Annotated in this window: 18 protein-coding genes; all 18 read left to right on the plus strand. The window is 51.4% G+C overall.

What is annotated here, in order from left to right:
* The first annotated feature begins 250 nt into the window (after positions 1 to 250).
* The 18 genes from ACQ9LF_RS08920 (at position 251) to ACQ9LF_RS09005 (ending at position 15,314) form a co-directional block, all read left to right on the plus strand.
* Entirely contained in the window at positions 251 to 2,530 is a 2,280-nt protein-coding gene (locus tag ACQ9LF_RS08920; RefSeq protein ID WP_462489045.1) for a terminase gpA endonuclease subunit, read from the plus strand.
* Positions 2,520 to 2,705 carry a hypothetical protein gene (locus ACQ9LF_RS08925; protein ID WP_462489046.1) on the plus strand — a complete coding sequence of 62 codons (186 nt, stop codon included), beginning with the start codon at positions 2,520 to 2,522 and terminating at the stop codon, positions 2,703 to 2,705. The genes ACQ9LF_RS08920 and ACQ9LF_RS08925 overlap by 11 nt, the downstream gene beginning before the upstream one ends.
* A 189-nt stretch (positions 2,706 to 2,894) precedes the next feature.
* Positions 2,895 to 3,092 carry a hypothetical protein gene (locus ACQ9LF_RS08930; protein ID WP_462489047.1) on the plus strand — a complete coding sequence of 66 codons (198 nt, stop codon included), beginning with the start codon at positions 2,895 to 2,897 and terminating at the stop codon, positions 3,090 to 3,092.
* On the plus strand, positions 3,092 to 4,540 hold the full coding sequence (locus tag ACQ9LF_RS08935) for a phage portal protein (RefSeq protein ID WP_462489048.1): 1,449 nt from the start codon (positions 3,092 to 3,094) through the stop codon (positions 4,538 to 4,540). Before ACQ9LF_RS08930 ends, ACQ9LF_RS08935 begins: the two co-directional genes overlap by 1 nt.
* The gene (locus ACQ9LF_RS08940; protein WP_462489049.1) at positions 4,527 to 6,434 is read left to right on the plus strand and encodes a phage major capsid protein; all 1,908 of its coding nucleotides are present in this window, start codon (positions 4,527 to 4,529) and stop codon (positions 6,432 to 6,434) included. Before ACQ9LF_RS08935 ends, ACQ9LF_RS08940 begins: the two co-directional genes overlap by 14 nt.
* 38 nt (positions 6,435 to 6,472) lie before the next feature.
* Positions 6,473 to 6,829 (plus strand): capsid cement protein, encoded by a 357-nt coding sequence (locus tag ACQ9LF_RS08945; protein ID WP_462489050.1) that lies wholly within the window; start codon positions 6,473 to 6,475, stop codon positions 6,827 to 6,829.
* Positions 6,830 to 6,901: 72 nt separating this feature from the next.
* Positions 6,902 to 7,267, plus strand: a complete 366-nt coding sequence (locus ACQ9LF_RS08950; RefSeq protein WP_462489051.1) for a hypothetical protein — start codon at positions 6,902 to 6,904, stop codon at positions 7,265 to 7,267.
* Complete coding sequence (locus tag ACQ9LF_RS08955) at positions 7,264 to 7,617, plus strand: hypothetical protein (RefSeq protein WP_462489052.1); 354 nt, start codon at positions 7,264 to 7,266, stop codon at positions 7,615 to 7,617. Before ACQ9LF_RS08950 ends, ACQ9LF_RS08955 begins: the two co-directional genes overlap by 4 nt.
* Before the next feature lie 7 nt (positions 7,618 to 7,624).
* Entirely contained in the window at positions 7,625 to 8,839 is a 1,215-nt protein-coding gene (locus ACQ9LF_RS08960) for a LamG domain-containing protein (RefSeq protein WP_462489053.1), read from the plus strand.
* A 9-nt stretch (positions 8,840 to 8,848) separates the two neighbouring features.
* A complete protein-coding gene (locus ACQ9LF_RS08965) occupies positions 8,849 to 9,151 on the plus strand; it encodes a hypothetical protein (protein WP_462489054.1) in 303 nt (100 codons plus the stop codon).
* Complete coding sequence (locus ACQ9LF_RS08970; protein ID WP_462489055.1) at positions 9,152 to 10,324, plus strand: hypothetical protein; 1,173 nt, start codon at positions 9,152 to 9,154, stop codon at positions 10,322 to 10,324.
* 11 nt (positions 10,325 to 10,335) lie between these two features.
* Positions 10,336 to 10,824, plus strand: coding sequence for a hypothetical protein (locus ACQ9LF_RS08975; protein ID WP_462489056.1), 489 nt, complete (start codon positions 10,336 to 10,338; stop codon positions 10,822 to 10,824).
* The gene (locus ACQ9LF_RS08980; protein WP_462489057.1) at positions 10,821 to 11,267 is read left to right on the plus strand and encodes a hypothetical protein; all 447 of its coding nucleotides are present in this window, start codon (positions 10,821 to 10,823) and stop codon (positions 11,265 to 11,267) included. Before ACQ9LF_RS08975 ends, ACQ9LF_RS08980 begins: the two co-directional genes overlap by 4 nt.
* A gap of 18 nt (positions 11,268 to 11,285) precedes the next feature.
* Positions 11,286 to 11,720, plus strand: a complete 435-nt coding sequence (locus tag ACQ9LF_RS08985; protein WP_462489058.1) for a phage tail tube protein — start codon at positions 11,286 to 11,288, stop codon at positions 11,718 to 11,720.
* Between the two features lie 12 nt (positions 11,721 to 11,732).
* Positions 11,733 to 12,179 carry a hypothetical protein gene (locus tag ACQ9LF_RS08990; RefSeq protein ID WP_462489059.1) on the plus strand — a complete coding sequence of 149 codons (447 nt, stop codon included), beginning with the start codon at positions 11,733 to 11,735 and terminating at the stop codon, positions 12,177 to 12,179.
* A 5-nt stretch (positions 12,180 to 12,184) separates the two neighbouring features.
* Entirely contained in the window at positions 12,185 to 12,466 is a 282-nt protein-coding gene (locus tag ACQ9LF_RS08995) for a hypothetical protein (protein WP_462489060.1), read from the plus strand.
* Between the two features lie 95 nt (positions 12,467 to 12,561).
* Positions 12,562 to 14,508: a phage tail tape measure protein gene (locus tag ACQ9LF_RS09000; protein WP_462489061.1), complete on the plus strand. Its 1,947-nt coding sequence runs from the start codon at positions 12,562 to 12,564 to the stop codon at positions 14,506 to 14,508.
* A gap of 2 nt (positions 14,509 to 14,510) precedes the next feature.
* Positions 14,511 to 15,314, plus strand: a complete 804-nt coding sequence (locus tag ACQ9LF_RS09005) for a hypothetical protein (protein ID WP_462489062.1) — start codon at positions 14,511 to 14,513, stop codon at positions 15,312 to 15,314.
* Positions 15,315 to 15,372: the final 58 nt, after the last annotated feature.

Below are 15,372 nucleotides of genomic sequence, written 5' to 3' on the forward strand. Positions count from 1 at the left end.
CTAATAACTGAAAGATTTTTAATAATTCATGAGATTTCTGCATGATTATGGACAAAGCGAATTTACAATTGAACCCATCCTCTATGACACCTACCGAGATTGCCAAATTACTTAGCGCAGTAAGCGCTCAACAGGTGTCCATATCCATGATAGAGGATGCCATCCATGCGGGAGTTCCGGTCTCTGCAAGCGGCCATGTCAATTTGATAGAGTTGATAGCCTGGCTGGAACATGAATATCACGAGGCCCGATGAGTATTGATTTAAAACATATCAAAACAGCGAAGTTGGCTGCGCTGCTGAACTCCACGCGATTGGGCGAAGTGACCAGTGAGGCCCGACTGCGCAGAAATGTCATCAAGGCAGGATTGCGAGTCAGCGACGGCCGTACCATTAATGTGGTGGCGTATGCGGCGTGGTTATTGCAAAACTGGCATCAGAGATATTCTGCCGTTCAATCTGGCGGACTGACGGGTTATGAAGCCCGGAAAGAACGGGAGCGGGCCCGCTTTGCCCAGATGTCGGCGTCCGGACGGGACATCGGCGACCTGCCAGCCGTGGTCAATCCTGACCGCAAAGAGCGGGCTTCACGTGATTTTCGATTCTTCTGTGAAGCGTATTTTCCGCAGACATTTCGGCTGGCCTGGTCCGATGACCACCTGAAAATCATAGCTAAAATCGAGCAGGCCGTCCTTCGGGGAGGGCTATTTGCTATGGCCATGCCGCGAGGCAGCGGCAAAACTACCCTGGCCGAAACCGCTTGCCTGTGGGCTATTTTGATCGGCGCCAGAGATTTTGTGTGTCTGGTGGGTTCGGATAAAGACCACGCCATCAATATGCTCGATAGTATCCGGACCGAATGCGAGGTCAATGAATTGCTGTTGGAGGACTATCCCGAAGCCATTTATCCCATCCAGTGCCTGGAACGGATAGCCAATCGTGCTAAAGGTCAGACTTATCATGGATTACCAACCCGAATCAACTGGGTTGGTGATGAAATCGTCATGCCAACGATTCAGGATTCGGCCGCCAGCGGTGCCATTATCCGTGTGGCGGGTATCGAAGGACGAATCCGCGGCATGAAATACAAACGTGCCGATGGTAGAAGCGTCCGCCCATCCCTGGTGATTATCGATGACCCGCAGACGGATGAATCAGCTCGCAGTCCCATCCAAATCAAAGCACGTATGGAGACACTCAATGGCGCGATATTAAATCTGGCTGGACCAGGACAGAAGATTTCCGGGATTATGCCCTGTACGGTGATTCGTCCTGCAGATTTAGCTGACCAGATACTGGACCGCGACAAACACCCGCAATGGCAGGGGGAACGCACAAAAATGGTGTATGCGTTCCCAATCCATGAAGCCCTTTGGTCTAAATATGCCCAGCTCCGCAGTGAAAGTTTCAAAAACGATGGCGACGGCAGCGAAGCGACGGAATTTTATCGGCAAAATCGTGCCGCGATGGATGAAGGTGCCGTCATTGCATGGCCGCAGCGGCATAATACGGATGAATTGTCTGCCATCCAGCATGCGATGAATCTTAAACTCCAGGATGAAGCGGCATTTTTTGCAGAATATCAAAATGAGCCGATTCCGGAACAGCAGGGTGACGCTGACCTGCTCACGGCTGAACAGATTGCCGAGAAATTCAATGGATTGAGCCGTGGACAGATACCCATCGGATGCAATCACCTGACGATGTTTATCGATGTGCAAGGCAAGGCGCTGTTTTATGCGGTCGCGGCATGGGAAGATGACTTTACGGGCTATATCGTTGATTATGGTACATGGCCCGACCAGAAACAGCCGTATTTTACGCTGCGAAATCTCACCCGCACACTGACAAGCGTCTCATCGGCTTCCGGTATGGAAGGAATCATCTACGAAGGGCTGGACAGATTGACCAGTTTGCATCTTTCCCGGCAATGGCGACGGGATGACGGCGCTTATTTAACCATCGAACGGTGTTTAATCGATGCCAACTGGGGACAGTCCACCGACGTGGTCTATAAATTTTGCCGCCAGAGTCCTCACACTGCGGTGCTTTTACCCAGCCATGGGAAATTCGTTGGGGCATCCAGCATCCCATTTAGCGAATATGTTAAAAAACGGGGGGACCGCGTGGGGCACCATTGGCGAATTCCCTGTATGATTAACCGCAGAGCGATTCGTCACGTGCTCATTGACACCAACTACTGGAAGTCGTTTATCCAGGCCAGACTGTCGGTTGCCATGGGTGATCCGGGATGTTTGTCCTTGTTTGGCAAGACTTCGCGGCAGCATCAGCTGTTTTCTGAACACCTGACGGCCGAATACTGTATCCGTACTGAGGGAAGGGGACGCATTGTGGATGAATGGAAGATTCGCGCCGGAAGTCCGGATAACCACTGGCTTGACTGTATCGTCGGTTGTGCGGTGGGGGCCTCTATCCAGGGGGCGGTCCTGTTTGCCGCTGATTCACAGCACAGGTCTCGCGTGCCTCTCAAACTATCTGAAATCCAGCAGAGGAGACGTTGTGAAAAATAAGCCCTATGAAACCAAACAACCTGCACCGCAAAGTATTGTCTGTCGTGATTGCGGTTGCGGGCATTTCTATACCCTCTATACCCGCCACAAACCCGGTTATATTTTGCACATGAAACAATGCCGCTACTGCGGCAGGCGCATCCACACACGCGAAGTGGCCTATGGCCACGGTTGAGCCGCGAGAACGAACAGGGTTACATAACTGGACATAGCTGCGACGAACGGTCCCCTGGTCGCTGCATTCGATAAACCATTGCCGCGACGAAGGCAGGAAATTACATATCTGGAACAATCTTCGTCTTCTTCCTCAAATCGCGGAACGGTTCGGGCGCTCCCGCTAATAAATAACCTATAGAGGGACGCGATGTCCGAAGAATTAGAAGACACAATTAAAGAAAACGCACAAAGCCCTGCGAAGGTGACTGGTGATGCCGGTTCGGTGGAGCAGCATCCGCTGCCTGACCAGATTGCGGCAGATAAGTATTTAAAGTCCCAGCAGGCTGCAAAATCAGCCGGTCTGGGTATCAAATTTACAAAACTCAGTGCCCCGGGGAGCGTGTAATGTTTGGTTTTGGAAAAAAGAAACAGGCAACGACTCTCTCGGATACCAAGCCGCAGCGGTTTGGCATCCGCGCACGCTTCGATGCCGCCCAAAACTCCACCGAAAACGCCAAGCACTGGGCGATGGCAGATCCCTTTAGTCCGGACCTTGCGGCAAGTCCGCAGGTGCGTGCGACCCTTCGCAACCGTGCCCGCTATGAGGTCGCCAATAATAGTTACGCCAAAGGGATGGTTTTGACCTTAGCCAATGATTGTATTGGAACTGGTCCCCGGCTGCAGATGCTTTTACCTGATGATGCAGCCAACAAGGTCATTGAGCAGATGTTTAAAGACTGGGCTGACGAGATTTCGCTTGCGGCTAAGTTGAGAACGGCCCGCATGGCACGGGTGGTCGATGGTGAGACCTTTTGCATCAAGACCTACAATCCCATGCTTCGTAGCCCCATCAAACTGGACCTCAAACTCATCGAGGCAGAGCAGGTGACAACCCCCTGGGATAAAATGTCTCTTACATCTTCCAATCAGGCTGACGGAATTGAATTTGATTCTTTCGGCAATCGGCAGTTGTATTATATCCTCAAGCAGCACCCGTATTCTGCCAGTCAATTTTACGACTCTGGATACGACATCGTTGCCGCCCAAAACGTGATGCATCTCTACCGTGTGGACCGGGCCGGTCAAAATCGCGGGATTCCGGAGATTACCCCGGCACTGCCGCTGTTTGCACAGCTTCGCAGATATACCTTAGCGGTTATTGCGGCCGCAGAAACCGCCGCGGATTTTGCAGCGGTGCTTTATACCGACGCACCGGCCAATGCAGAATCGGCTAATATCGCGCCCTTAGATGTGGTGGAACTGGAAAAACGTATGGCGACCACACTGCCGGAGGGCTGGAAACTCGGCCAAATCGAAGCCAATCAGCCCATCACCACCTATGCGGAGTTCGTACGCTCGATCTTAAATGAGATTGCCCGCTGCATGAATCTTCCCTTGGGTGTCGCTATCGGCAATAGTTCCCAATACAACTATGCCAGCGGCCGACTGGATTATCAGATGTACGGCAAAACTATCGATGTCGATAGAAGCGATATTGAACTGACAATACTCGACCCGATTTTAATGCAGTGGATGGATATGGCCATCTTAGCTGGTTCTCCCATGCCGCTGTCCATTCGGTCCATTCCATCGTTTCCGCACAAATGGTTCTGGGATGGCCGCGAACACGTTGACCCGGCCAAAGAATCCAGTGCCCAGGAGACACGCCTGCGCAGTAATACCACCACGCTGGCAGAAGAGTATGCCAAACAAGGCAAGGATTGGCGTCAGGAATTGGACCAGCGGGCGATAGAGGTTGCCTACTGTAAGCAAAAAGGTCTGACGCCACAAGAGGCTATGCCTGCCAACACTAAGTCTACTTCCACCCAGGAGCAAGAGGATGACAACGATTAATTTTACCTGTCAGGATATGCAGCTTTCTATTGAGGCGGCAAAGCCCGAAGCCAAAAACCGCACATTCAATATGGTCGCCTATACCGGTGGCCCGATGCGTGTGGCGGGTTGGTACGACCCGGTGGTTGTTGACCTGGCTGGTCTTAAAATCAGTGCCCAGGCCAAACCGATTTTCTTTGGGCATGAACAGGACCTGGATTCACTGGTCGGTCAGACCAATTCCATTAAGGTTGCGGATGGCCAGTTGCTGGCCAGTGGTGACATCCTGGGTGAATCCGACCGCGTCAAACAAATTTTAACGCTTGCCGACAAGGGTTTTAAATGGCAGGCCAGTATCGGAGCCAGGGCAGAAAAATCCGAGCGATTAGCTGAAGACCAGACGGCTAAAGTCAACGGCCGCCAGATTACGGGGCCTGCGACGATTATCCGTAAGGCCACCCTGGGGGAAATCAGTTTTGTCATGTTAGGAGCCGACGACCAAACCTCGGCCCAGATTGCAGCCAATAAACACCTTTTACAGGAGATACTCGACATGCCTAAAGATAAAGTTGAATCAACTCAGGACGTAGCAGCCACCACTGCTGTTGAAGTTCCGGATATTACCGTTGAAATCCGCGCCAAGGCCGCAGCGGAACTGACTCGCATTGCCGACGTCCGCAAGGCGGCTGCCGGAAATACCGACATCGAGGCCAAGGCCGTTGCCGAGGGCTGGAATGTGGATAAGACCAAACTTGCAGTTCTGGAAGCCAATCTGGCCAAGGCGCCTGCGGTCCATACCGAGGTGCGTCTGGATGCCAGGATGATTGAGGCCGCGGCGTGTCTGTCGGCCAAGATGCCCGAACAAACCGTTCTGAAAGCTTATGGTGAACAGGCCGTTAACCAGGCCGAAAAATACCGCAGTATTGGTATCCATGACCTGTTCCGACTGATTGCCCGTGCGGAAGGTCGGGAACTGCCGCAGATTATGGGCGATCCCAATGGGTTTATTCGGGCTGCCTTTAGCACAGTAAGTCTGCCGAATATTCTGAGCAATATCGCCAACAAGATGCTGCTGGAAGCGTATCTTAACCAGGAGAATTCCTGGCGCAAGGTGGTCAAGATTGCCAGCGTCAATGACTTTAAGACCCACAGCCGATATCGTCTAACGGACAATCTGGTTTTCCAGAAAGTCGGTGCCGATGGCGAACTCAAGCATGGTAAACTCGGCGAGCAGGTCTTTACCAACAAGGCCGACACCAGTGGTATCATGTTCAGTCTCAACCGTCAGACCATCATCAATGACGATCTGGGTGCATTCGCCCAGATTCCGACGATGCTGGGAATTGGGGCTGCCGATGCGATTTCCGATGCCATCTGGACTCTCATCTTGTCCAATCCCGGCAACTTCTTTTCGGCAGGCAATAACAACTATGCCGCCGGGGCAAACACGGCGCTGTCGGTCGATTCCCTCACCGCAGCAGAACTGCTGTTCTTAAATCAGACCAAACCCAACGGCAAACCGCTGGGGATTCTACCCCGGTATCTGCTGGTGCCCAATGCCCTGAAGGTCACGGCCAACTTACTGATGACCAGTATCAAACTCAACGAAGCGGCCACAGCCGGTTCGCCCAAGCCCCAGGATAATCCTCATGCCGGAAAGTATGAGGTGGTGTCCAGTTCGTGGCTTTCCAATGCAACCATTACCGGCTACAGCACCACGGCCTGGTATCTGTTTGCAGACCCGGCACGGCTGGCGGCCTTTGAAGTGGCATTTCTTAACGGCAATGAAAACCCCACCGTTGAACAGGCCGATGCAGACTTCAATACCCTGGGCATTCAGTTCCGCGGCTACATCGACTTTGGCGTCAAGGAACAGGATTACCGCGCTGCGGTGAAAATGAAGGGTATCGCATAAGCGATTACAAAAAAGAAACTCTGTTTGGAGAATAAGATATGGCGATTAATGATGTCAAAACTCAGTTTATCCAGGATGGCAACAGCATCGACTATACGCCGTCGGGTGCGGTTTCTGCCGGGGATATTGTGTCTCTGGGCAATGTGGCTGGCAATGCCGCCTCCATGATTGGTATTGCCAAATCCGACATTCCGGCTAATACCTTAGGCGCTCTTGCGATTAAGGGGGTCTTTGAGTTCCCGACGGCCACAGCCCTGGCTACCGTGGGTACGAAGGTCTATCTGTCGGCTGCGGGTCTGGTGACTACGACCAATACCGAAACACCGCTGGGCAGGACCGTGGCGCCTTCGACCGACGGTAATACCAGGGTCAAGGTCGCTATCAACGTACCATAAAAATCCTCAATGTTTCCTTGTGCAGGTCAGGCAGAACCCAGGGGTTCGCCTGACCTTTCCAAAGGATACCTTATGACCAATATGCTCAAAACCGGATTGGATTATCTTGCCGAGCAGCTCAAAATCCATGCTTCACAGGCAATTGTCTACAAGCGTGGAACAGACCAAGTTGCTCTGTATGCCGTGAGCGGCAAAACGACCATCCAAACCCAGGACCAATCGGGATTTGTCATTGGTGCTGAAAGTGTGGACTTCCTCTTTTTGGCCGATGACCTGGTTTTGAATTATCAACGGGTTACGCCTCAGCATGGCGACCGGATTGAGACCGACCGTGCGGTGTATGAAGTGCATCACTTACCCAATGAGGGCTGCTGGAAATACAGCGATCCCTTCGGTAAGCAAATACGAGTTCATGTTAAAGAGGTAGGGACAGTATGACCATAACTCCAAAATTAATTTTAACGGCCGTTCCGTTTTTGCTGCTGGCTACCGATACACAGACTCCAATCGAATCGGTGGGCGGATTAGCGGGACAGTTCTTAAAATATGGTGAACTGGGCCTGTGCTTTGCCCTGGTGGCCTATCTGGTCTACAGCAATTATTCCCTGATTACCTCCATGCACCGTCTCATGCAGGATAAAACCAAGCAGGAAGAACGACTGATTGCGGCCATCCACACCTTCTGTTCGGTCTGCCGGGAGCGGCCGTGTCTGTTGGAGGCAGGCGCCTTTAAGACCGAAAATCCCGATAGTATTACCAAGACCCCTTCGGAGGAAAACCATGAATAAGAAACTATTGTTTGGAATTATCCTGTTACTTCCGGCCATTGGTTTTGGGGCGTACCCCAAAGAAAGGCATGTCATGAGTCGGTATTTCGCAAAAATTTTCCATTCAACCAATAGTCCTATTGTTGTTTCAGATAATCCGGCCATAGATATTGGTTATCAAAGTTTTAGTTTTAGCTTTTGGTTTAATCCGGGCAGCGCGATTGAAAATTACGGCTCTTACGGCGATAACGTTATTATCAGGAGAATGCCGTTTAATCCTTATAACGAATACTTCATCCAGGCAATCCGTGACGGCAATGCGATAAAAATAAGTTGTTTTTTACTGGTTGTTGGTGCTGATTATACCGTGCTAACTGACCCGATTGTGCCAGACAATAAGTTCCATCACATTGTATGGGTCGTTGACAGGAAAGACGATGGAAGCGGCAGGATTGTGACCTATGTGGATTCTGTCCTGCAATCGCAATCTATTATCGCCCCGTCATTACAGGAAAGCATCTCCACTAACAGGAATCTTGAGATTGGATTAAGCGGCTTCGACTACGGGTTGGATGATGTAAGATTCTATCGCTCGGCATTGACGGCCCAAGAGGTCTCTGTGTTATGGAATCATGGAGTTGGAATTACCGGAAGCGGGTTGTTCTATGGCCTTCCAATCCCAAGCTGGCGGATGGATTTCGACGTATTTGAAGGCGACACAATTCAAGGGATAAAAGCCAATGGCTTTGAGCTCAATGGAACCAAAAGTTCCGCCATAACGCTGGTCTCGGGCGGCATTCCGCTGTCTATCTCACAGGGTGTCACGGCTCTTTTACTGGCCGATGCGGTTGTGGAAACGCTTAATACCGGCGATTGGAACCTGCCGTTTACGGCCATTCGGACCACATTGCCGTATTATGATGTCAAAGAGTTGACGATATTGAAGGTCTCGGTTGTCCCTCGGTCGTTGGATATATCCAATATCACTCGGGCCTCTAATGAATGTCTGTATCAAATTGACATCGCCATCCAGAAAGCGGTGGCCCATGTCAATCATCAGGACATCCATGCCTTGATGAATCTGGCATTGAATATCTCTAAATCTTTCAGGGGGAAAACCTATCCATCCCTGGATGCTGTTTGTTCCAAGCAGGCCATCGATCCGCTGTATCAAGCGGAACATATTGCGCCGCCATCGGTTTTTACAACCGTTGTCACGTTAAACTTTAAGGTCTTTGAATAGGAGAACCTTATGCCAATACCTTTAGAAAAATCCTATGCCGCACCCAATGCCATTTATGCCCCGCAAATACTGTTACAGTCGGCCATCGTCAATGGGCAACTGATGACCTCGGCCCACATCACCCTGCAGACGGCCCGAGTCAGTGAAAAAGGCGTTTGGGAAATCGCCCCCGGCCGCTCGGAGACGGTGGTGATTAACGACATCCTGAATCTTCCCGACGACCTATCCAGCCAGGCAAAGCGGATTCAGGACATCTATGGGGCTATCGTTGAGATGATTGGTCAAGTCAACGCCACCCGGAAGGTCTTATAGATGACGGTTTGGTTTGCACAATCCTCCAACGGCAATATCAATGATGCCAGCAAATGGGGTGATGCTCCTACATCGCCATCGTCCTATCTGACCTTTGACAACCTGGCCGCTGGGGATATTTTGCAACTCAACGGCAAGACAGCAATCAATATCAATGTGTCCTTTGCCTGTACACGGGTGTCCTCGGCACAGGAAGGCGGCCTGGGCACTGCCAGTGGTAATCTTGTCATCAGTAGTGGTACTATCACTATCGGAACCAGCCAGACTAAAACTGAAATTAGGGCAGGCAGTTCGTGTCCTTTGACGATTAGCGGTGGAACGGTAGTGATTAATGGAGATGTGACGGCCGGTAATTCCTATCACGGCCTGACCTTATCCGGTGACAGCACTTCATTGACCGTAAATGGTCGCATTACTGGCGGCTCTGCTCCAACAACTCATGGCATATCCAGGACCGGCAGCGGTACACTGGTGGTCTCCAACCCCGGTGCAGATGCCTTATATACGCCGCAAAGCGGTAAAGCGATCAACGACAATGGCGGCGGCGGAACCATCACCATTAACGGCAACATCAACGCCTATGGCACAACGTATTGTCTTTATACAACCAATTCACTGGCCACCATTATCGTCAACGGCAATGTCTACGGCACCAGCGGTTGCGGTATCTCGCACAATTCCGTGTCAGGTATGGGCGCCACGTTGACCATTAATGGCAATGTCACTGGCGGCTCGTGGGCATCCTGTTCTTATGCCATGGTCAGTATCAGTCAGTATGTATCCGCCACGATTTACGGCAATGTCACCGGCGGCGGTAATTGCGGCGCATACGGATTTGCCACAACGATGAATTCTCGTCCTTCTTATGTTTATGGAAATGTCATTGCCTCGTCGGTCTGTAGCGGCGTCTCTTCCAACAGTCTGGGGGCGGCCATTATATACATCCAAGGCTGTATTTATGATTCGCTCTCTGCATCTGCTTATTGCGGCGGCGTAAGACTCAATCTACCCAGCACAGCATCGATTCACCGTGTCTACGATTGGAGCGGCAACCCCGTCAATCTGCCCTTGCAGCTACCCCCTGATGACGTTAAAAAAGGCTTGGTCCACGGTGAGGTTGTCGGAACATTGCCGCCGGCCAGTGCATTTCGGCGAACAGGACGATTTGTATGAGAGGAGAAATTATGACTCAAGCACACCATTCCGGATGGCAATTACTCAGGCAGGCTGCGGCAGTTGACAGTCCCGCTATCAACGCAGCGACGATGGATAGTAAGCCATCCTACGCACAACCTATTGGCGCTGACACGATTAAAGGAATCGAACTTATCCTGGCTGGCGTCGGGGATGAAGAGGGAACTGTACAGACCAAGGTCTGGATGGGTAAACGCGACGGTGGTCCGGCCCGCCTTGCGACCATTATTACCTGGACCTTAGGTTCGATGGCAGTCAATCAAGACCCGCAGACCCAACAGCCGACAGCACTTGAACGCTATGCTGACACGGCGGTCGTGACATCCTATTGGCCGACTGATATCAAAACACCCAACAGCGGCAACAACATGCTTTGTGTCGTCAGTCTGGATGGCCTGGACTATGACTGGATTGCTGTCGAGATTACAGCAATGACCAATGTACAACGGGCTGACATCTTTATGGGGTATTTCGCATGAACGGTGCCGGACTGAACCAATCCTTAGTCAAGGTCAAGGCGTTATTTTTTGACCGAGAGATGGTGATGCGCTGTGTGGATAAGGCCATCCTGAAAAACCTCAACTATATCGGCGGTTATATCAGGCGTGTGGCCAAAAACTCCATCAAGAAGGCCAGTGCCCGTCATGCCGTCAGTACGGTAGGAAAACCGCCCTTGAGTCACACCGGGCTCTTGAAACAGCATATTTATTATGCGTTTGACCCGCAGGCACAATCGGTCGTCGTAGGTCCGGCGTTACTGAATGCCAAGGGCAAGAATGCCCCGCATAACCTCGAATATGGCGGCCGGACGAATGTCAACCACAAGAAAGTCTCCATCCGGCCGCGGCCCTATATGCGTCCGGCGATGGATAAAAGTCAAAACAAGATCGCTGAAATCTGGCGAGATAGTGTCAAAAAATAATATTTAGGAGAATCCATTATGGCCGATTTTGTACTCGGTATTAACGCCAAGATGTATTACGGCATCAATGATGCCGCAGTGTCTGCAATGACCGAGGCATCCAATGTCAAGGAAGTCACCGTCTCGGTCTTGGCCGGGGAAGCCGATGTCTCCACCCGGGCCAATAACGGCTGGAAGGCAACCGCTCCTACATTGCGGGAGTGTGAAGTCTCTTTCCAGATGATCCACAAGACCGGGGATGCCTTTTTCACGGCAATTAAAAATGCCGCCTTAACCAGCGGTACACTCTGTCTTGCGGCACTGACCGGTGAAAAGGCCACCTCCGGTTCATCCGGTATCCACGGCAACTTTGCCATCACGAAGTTTGACCGCAAGGAAGGACTGGAAGAGGCCATCACTTATGATGTGACGGCAAAACTGTCAAAATTCATCGCCTGGATTGATGTCGCTTAACAAGGAGAACCGATGAAAACATTTACCGATAATGCCGGAAAAGTCTGGACGCTTGTCTTAACGATTGACAGCGCCAAGCGGGTGAAAAGTCTTTTGGGGATTAATCTCCTGGAACCGGAAGCAGGGGAGCCGCCGTTACTGACACGGCTTGGGACCGATGAAATCCTGCTCTGTGATGTGCTGTACTGCCTGATTAAACCGCAGGCCGATGCACTGGGGGTTACCGACGAGATGTTCGGCCAAGCCTTAGGCGGCGATGTAATCTTAGCGGCACAGAATGCCTTCTATGATGAGCTTGTGGATTTTTTCCAGAAGCGGGGTCGGACCGACCGGGCCAAGGCGGCACAGACACAGCAGAAGATGATCAATCTGGCCATCGAGCGAATCACGAACAATCTGGCCAAAATCGATCCGGTCCAGAAAACCGCCGAGATATTTGGCCAAGTGTCTACCTCTTAGCGGGATTGATCGGCGTTGACCCCGCGCCGCTGACCTTGCGTGAACTGTGGTGGATGAGTCAGGCCATCGAATATCGTGACCGGATGGAATGGAATCGAATCTCGGCATTGATGTCACTACTGTGCAATATTAACCGTGACCCCAAGCGCGGCAAGGTATCGATACCAACAGATTTTAATCCCTATGCCCAAAACGAAACCAAAACCAAACGGCGTGAAGACGTCATTGAAGTCAAAGATGACCAATCCAAGGCGTTATTTAAGGCCGCTGTCACCGGGCAGGCATAGCCTGCTTTTATGCCGCGAGAATCCGTAGGGTAACGTTACCTTATGTAGCCGCGACGAACGGAAAATTTAGATTGTCACTATTATAAGGATAAACCATGGCGGGTAATTCTGGTGCCATACGAGCAGGTGCTGCATTTGTCGAGATATTTGCCGACAAAAGCGCCCTGATGTGCGGCCTTAAAGCCGCCGAGCAAAGCATTAAAAAATGGGGCCAAAGCATCTCCAGCTTCGGCAAAAAGATGATGGGCCTGGGTACGGCGATTGTCGCACCCCTGATAACCATAGCGACCAAGACCGCAGATTTCCTGCACGAACTGGAAGAGATGTCTATTGTCACCGGCATCGCGGCTGAGAGTCTCTATGCCTTGAGCTATGCTGCCGACCAAAACGGTGTGAGTATGCAGGGCCTTGTTAAATCCATGATCTTTATGCACAAAAATTTATTTGCCGTCCAAAAAGGCAGCAAATCCGCGGTGGAGGCATTTGGCAGGCTGGGATTATCGGCCAAAGATTTGGCCGGTAAAACCCCGGACCAACAGTTCCTGTTGATAGCAGACCGCATTGCCTCGATTAAAGACCCGACATTGCGGGCCGCACTGGCATTGAAAGTCTTCGGACGCTCAGGGGCAATGCTGCTGCCGTTGTTAAGCCAAGGGAGCGGTGCCATTCGTGCCTACCAAGCCGAACTGAAACGCTTGGGAGCCACCGTCTCCAGTGAAGATATCCAGGCCGCCGCGGGATTTTATAAGGAAGTCAAAAAGCTCTGGTGGGTCGTTAAAAACGGCCTGATTCAATCCATCGGTTCGGCTCTGATTCCAATGCTGCGCCAATGGGCCGAAAAAATGGTTGAATGCGTCGGCGCTGCCACCCGGTGGGTTAAGGAAAACCGGGGTGTGGTCAGTATGGTCTTTTGGTTTGGCATTGCCCTGACCACTGCCGGAGGTGCCTTGTATGCCTTCGGAAGCGGCCTGATATGGATTAGCAAGGTCGTTGGGTTGGTACACGCTGGATTTGCTGTCGTTCGTTCTGCCTTGCTGTGGCTGGTGTCTCCGATTGGGATGGTCATTGCCGCTGTCACTGCGGCCGTGGCGGCATTTTTGTATTTTAGCGGCTATGGCGGCCAGTTGATGGCCTGGCTGGGTAAGTGCTTTGCGTCACTTAAAGACGATGCAATCAATGCCTTTAATGGCATATCCAAGGCGCTGGCCAAAGGGGATTTGGGATTGGCTGCCAGGATCGCATGGCTGTTTGTAAAAGTAGAGTGGCTTAAGGCCAAGCAGTGGCTATTGGAAATCTGGTACTCTGTCAAGGAAAAGATGCTGGAGGTATGGCTTGCTGCAGTTTATGGCATTGTGGATGCCTGGTACACCACGGTGTATGGCATTCAAGTGGCATGGATTGAGACCGTTGCATTCCTTAAATCTGTCTGGATTGGATTCAAAGAGTTCTGGGGCAATACCATCGATTGGATTGCCAAAAAGATGATGGATGTATGGATATGGTGGCAAAAGCTCATGGACCCGAATTTCGACGAGAACTTTGCCAGGGCCTACGCCAATGACCAGTTTGACAGGGATCAAAACCAACGCGCTGAGCAGACCAACAAAGACCTTCTGGCTGTTGATCAGGAACGTGCAAGGCGCCGCCGGGACTCGCGGTTACTCTATGACGACCAGATGAAGACCTCCGAACAGATGCAGCAGGATGAAATTGAGCGGGCTAACGACCTGGCCCGGCAGAATATTAAAAATGTCGGGGATGAGCTGGCCAAAACCAAACGCCAGTTCGATGAATCGATTCGGAAAGCCAACGAACCTGCACAGCCCAGGTCTAAAAAGCCACCGGCCCCCAGCAGGGACTGGAGTCCCAGCGGATTGGATAAAGCATCCACCACCGGAACCTTCAGTGCATTTGGACTCAATCAGATGGGCGTTGGCAGCGGACTGATGCAAAAAATATCCGACTATACCCAGCGGACGGCAGAAGCCACTGAAGAAATCGCCGACCAGATGGCCGATGGCGGCCTGGAGTTTGGAAACTAATTATGGCCGTAACCATAGCAGAACGCTGGTCAGCCCGAAAGATAAGCCGGGGAACTAACAGGTTTGCCCAGGCCGAATACGTCATCACCGGAACCGATAGTGACACTGCCGCAGCCGATGCCCTGGATACCTATCTTACAACGAATTCCTTATTATACTGGGATGGCACCATCCCGCTTCAATCCAAAGAGATAGAACAGATTGCCGACCAGATATGGATTGCCACGGTCACCTATTCTTTTGACCGACAACAAGACCAGAATCTTAGCGAATATAGTTTTGACACCGGCGGCGGGACACAGAAGATTACCCAGACGCCATCGGGACTGGCGGTCACAGCTTACGGCATTAATCCGCCCAATTTCCAGGGCGCTATCAATGTCGATGACAATTCCGTCAACGGTGTGGATATTATTGTCCCGACGTATAATTTCAGCGAGACCCGGTATGTATCCAGCAGCACCGTAACGGATAGTTATAAGCTGGCCTTATTTAATCTGACCGGCAAGGTCAATAATGCGGTCTGGCATGGATACGCTGCCGGTGAGGTCTTGTTCATGGGGGTTTCCGGCGGCAAACACGGCAGAACCGGCGTCTATGAACTGTGTTTTAAATTTGCCGCAAGCCCCAATAAAACCGGTATTGCCATTGGCGGCATCTCTGGAATTGCCAAGAAGGGATGGGACTATCTCTGGGTGCGGTATGAAAAAAATACCAGCAATGACTCTTTGGTCCAGATCCCCAAGGCTGTGTATGTGCATCAAGTGTATGAATCAGGTGATTTTGCCAGTGTCCTGGGATTTTAATCATGGATGGCAGCAATACATTTAAAAAAGTGCGTGACGGTGAGAAGCTGCGGATTTG

The sequence above is a fragment of the Anaeroglomus insulsum genome (assembly GCF_050689095.1).
In the GTDB taxonomy this organism is placed as follows: domain Bacteria; phylum Planctomycetota; class Phycisphaerae; order Sedimentisphaerales; family Anaerohalosphaeraceae; genus Anaeroglomus; species Anaeroglomus insulsum.